General features: G+C 72.0%; 3 protein-coding genes and 1 pseudogene. All 4 read right to left on the reverse strand.

Features of this window, described 5'->3' with window-relative positions:
- Positions 1–225 (reverse strand): biotin/lipoyl-containing protein (locus D7V93_RS39650; protein WP_120648227.1); only part of this gene is annotated, 225 nt, incomplete at its 3' end.
- A 44-nt stretch (positions 226–269) separates the two neighbouring features.
- Positions 270–1,199 (reverse strand): lipoyl synthase, encoded by a 930-nt coding sequence (gene lipA, locus D7V93_RS39655; RefSeq protein WP_120614239.1) that lies wholly within the window; start codon positions 1,197–1,199, stop codon positions 270–272.
- Positions 1,200–1,517: 318 nt separating this feature from the next.
- Entirely contained in the window at positions 1,518–2,738 is a 1,221-nt protein-coding gene (locus D7V93_RS39660) for an OmpA family protein (protein WP_120648228.1), read from the reverse strand.
- A 315-nt stretch (positions 2,739–3,053) separates the two neighbouring features.
- Positions 3,054–3,980, reverse strand: a pseudogene (locus D7V93_RS39665) (penicillin-binding protein 1C); the annotation flags it as partial.

The following is a 3,980-nucleotide window of genomic DNA, read 5'->3' on the forward strand; positions in this document are numbered from 1 at the left end:
CACCAGCAGCTGGTGCACCTTGGCCATGTCGCCTTCACGGCCATGCGTCTTCACGACGCGGCCCGCGCGCGGGGCGGGCACGGTGACGGTGGCCTTGTCGGTCATCACCTCGGCGAGCACCTGGTCTTCCTTCACCAGGTCGCCCTCCTTGACGTGCCACTTCACAAGCTCGCCCTCCATCACGCCTTCGCCGAGGTCCGGGAGCTTGAATTCGAAAGTCGCCATGAGGGGGTGTGTCTCTCTCTGGGTTGGGGAAGGGGTGCGTCAGGTCAGCCGAGGCGCTCCACGCGCTCGCGCTCCATCAGGCCCTTCATGAAGAACTCGGCGGCGCGGTAGCTGGAGCGCACCAGAGGCCCGGAGGCCACGTAGAGGAATCCGAAGGACTCCGCCAGCGCCTTGTATGCGTCGAACTGCGCGGGCGTCACGAAACGCTCCACGCGCAGGTGGTACTGCGAGGGCTGCAGGTACTGGCCCAGCGTGAGCACGTCCACGCCCACGTCGCGCAAATCCTTGAACGTGCGCTCCAGCTCCTCGTCCGTCTCGCCCAGGCCCACCATGACGGACGTCTTGGTGTAGAGCCGCTCCGGGCGGTTCTTGAGGTACTCCAGCACGCGCAGGGACTGGCGGTAGGTGGCGCGGCGATCCCGCACCGTGGGCGTCAAACGCTCCACCGTCTCCACGTTGTGCGCGACGACGTGCGGCTTCGCCTCCGCCACCGTGGTCAGGTCCTTCTCCTGCCCCTTGAAGTCGGGGATGAGGACCTCGACGATGGTGCGCGGGCTCTCCTTGCGCAGCTCGCGGATGGCGGACGCGAAGTGGCTGGCGCCCCCGTCCGGCCGGTCATCGCGGTTCACCGACGTGACGACGATGTACTCGAGGTTCATCTCCTTCACCGCCTGGGCCAGATGGATGGGCTCCATCGGATCCAGCGGCGGGGGCGCCCCGACCTTCACGTGGCAGAAGCGGCACGCGCGCGTGCACACCTCGCCCATCAGCATCACCGTCGCCGTGCCTCCACCCCAGCACTCGGCGATGTTCGGGCAGCGGGCCTCTTCGCACACCGTGGCCAGCTTCGTGCGCTTCACGATGGCCTTGACCCGCTCGTAGCCCTCCCCATGCGGCAGACGCACCTTCAACCACTCGGGTTTACGGGTGGACTCGGAGACCTGTGGGAGGGGAAACCGATCGGGAGTCGCCATGGGTCGCGGGCCTTCTAGAGGGTGGGTGAAAGCAGGGTCAAGCGTGAAGCCCTAACGCGAGGCGTTAGCACCGGCCTGACAGAAGTAGAGCCGCTGGGGGATGTAACGCGGTGGACAGGACACGGCCAGTCATGGCCGGCGGGCCCCGTCCCGAAGACACCGGAGCCGGCACGGGCACCAGAGCGGTGGGGGCGCTCCCCTGCCCTCCTGCCCTCCGGGGGCCTGACACTCCTGGAGAAGCCGGGCCGCACGCAGACAGCGGCACACGGCCCCCACGCTGGAGGGCCCTGCGCCGCCGGGAGCGCGAGGTTCGGGGGCCTACTGCCCGAGCACCTGCACCTCGATGCGACGGTTCAGCTCGCGGCCCTCAGGGGTGTCGTTGGTGGCGAGGGGGTTCGAGTTGCCCGCGCCGCTGACCTCGATGCGCTGGGCCGCCACGCCGTCGCGCACCAGGGCGTCGCGCACGCTCTCCGCGCGCGTCCGCGACAGCTTGCGGTTGGCGTTCGCGTCGCCAGCGGAGTCCGTGAAGGCCGTGATGCGCACGCGCGCCTCGGGCTTCTCCTTCAGCACGGTGCCCAGTTCGGTCACCCGCTGCTGACTCGTCCCGGTGAGCTGCGCCGACCCGTTCGCGAACTCCACCCCCTCCAGCACGATGCCCTGCTTCGCGCTTTCGTCCTCGAACGCCGTGCGCAGCCCACTGGCATCACTCACGCGCGACTTCGCCGGGCCCGAGCCGCCCGTCGCCGGAGGGACCGCATTGCTTGTCACCCGCGGCGCCTGGGCGGGTTCGTTCCTGCGTCCGCGCAGGGCGCCCCACGCGAGGACGATGAGCGCGAGCAGGGCCAGGGGGATGGCCCACCCGGCGATGCTCGTCTTGCGCTCCGGCGGCGGGGGCGTGGCCGTCTGGCGGGGGAGCGTCTCCCGCACGGGGTCCTCCCGCACGGGCGCCACGGTCGCGCGAGGGGGTTCGAGGATCTCCACGGGCGCGTGGCGCAGCCCACCCCCGATGCCCAGGACACTGCCCAGGCCGGCCGGCAGCGCGCCCGCGATGTGGGAGCGCTGGCTGCTCAAGAGCTGCATCAACCCGGTCGCGCCCAGGCGCTGGTCGCGCACCTGCTTGCCCAGGACGCCCATCACCATCGGCGCCACCAGGGACAGCAGCCTCATCGCCGAGCCGGAGTCGCGCATCCCCCCCACGCGCGAGAGGCCTTCGGCCACGCCCTCCAGCTTGTTGCCAAACAGCCCGCTCAACATCCCCTTCCCGCGTGTCTCTTCATCGAGCAGGCCCGCGTCGGTGGCGTCGCCGCGGGAAGGTGCGTCGGGTCCGGTGAAGCCGCCCTCGTTGAGCTTCGACAGCAGCCGGTGCGCCCCCGCCTCGTTGCTCCCCTGATCGACGACGCCCGCCGCCACCGCGGCGGTGGCCCCCGGCAGCGCCTTCGTGGTCGCCTGCGGATCCTCTCCCAGGGCTCCGCTGATCTTCGGGAGCAACCCCGCCTTCATGAACTGTGAGCCGACCGCTTCGATCAGGTTGAACGCCATGTGATGCCTCCCCGGTTGGGTCCCGCACCGGGTTGGCCGGTGCGCGAGGCCACGCCCCGCCGTCAGCGCGGGACTGAGGGCTCTGTGCAATCGATACGGAGCCCACCGGGTGCTGCTAACCCCTCGTGGGGGGCACGGGCGGAGAGGCCCCCGAAGGCCCGTTTCCCACGCGGACGACCGCGGACTTGGCCCCCCTTCGGCCCCCGCGCTCACTGGTCTTGAGAGGGAACGCACGGGAGGGGGAACGACCCCCTGCCCTGCGGTACGGCCCAGGCGGGCAGGCAGGGTCGAGCCGGCGCGACACCACCGGGTTTTTCAGCGAACGCGATACCGCGTCACGGCCAGCGGCGCGGAGCCGCCGGGCGCCCACAGCTCCAGCCGGCGCTCTCCGGCCACCGCGGGCAGGCGCGTGACGAAGGGCGGGGGCAGGTCGATGCGCCGCCCCGTGTCCGTGCGCAGCTCCAGCATCCTCGCCCCGGGAGGCGCCATCACCCGCACCGGCACGGCCTGCGCGCTTTCGGGCAGGTCCGGCTCCACCAGGAACTCGTCGCCGTCCGCCGGAAGGATGAAGCCGGGCGTTCCCCCGGAGCGGTTCCCGGCGTCCACCGACGCGGAGGCCAGCCCTTCCGCCTGGGCCCAGGCGAGGTACGCGGGGCCCACGTCCAGCGCGCCATCGCTCCGGTGCATGGTGCACACGTGGCGGGGCGCCGTGCCCGGCAGGTAGACCTCCTGCAGGACGCCCGGGCAGTTCGGCCCCGCGAGCTCGCCCGACAGCGGGCAGATGGCCCTGGAGTCGAAGTGGCTCCGGTCCACCAGCGGCGCGGGGCGCACGCCCTTCATCGCCAGCGACATCACCCGCGCGAACACCGGGCCCGCACCGGTGATGCCGGACACGCCGCGCATCGGCGTGCCGTCGAAGTTGCCCACCCAGACCGCCACCGTGCGCTCGCGGGTGAAGCCCGCCGCCCAGTTGTCCACGTAGGCCCGGCTCGTCCCCGTCTTCGCCGCCACCCGGAACGGCAGGCGCAACGCGTTGTCCAGGCCGAAGGCCGGCGCGCGGGCCGCCTCGTCCGCCAGCACGTCGGTGAGGAGCTCCACCGGCCGCGCCGCCAGGAACCGGCGCGGCGCCATCTCGTCCGGCACTGGCAGCGCCGTGCCGTCCGGGCCATACGCCGCGCGCACCTCCCGCACCGGCCCCACCACCCCGCCCCGCGCGAGTCCCCGGTACGCCCGCCCCAGCTC

It is taken from the genome of Corallococcus llansteffanensis, from assembly GCF_003612055.1.
In the GTDB taxonomy this organism is placed as follows: domain Bacteria; phylum Myxococcota; class Myxococcia; order Myxococcales; family Myxococcaceae; genus Corallococcus; species Corallococcus llansteffanensis.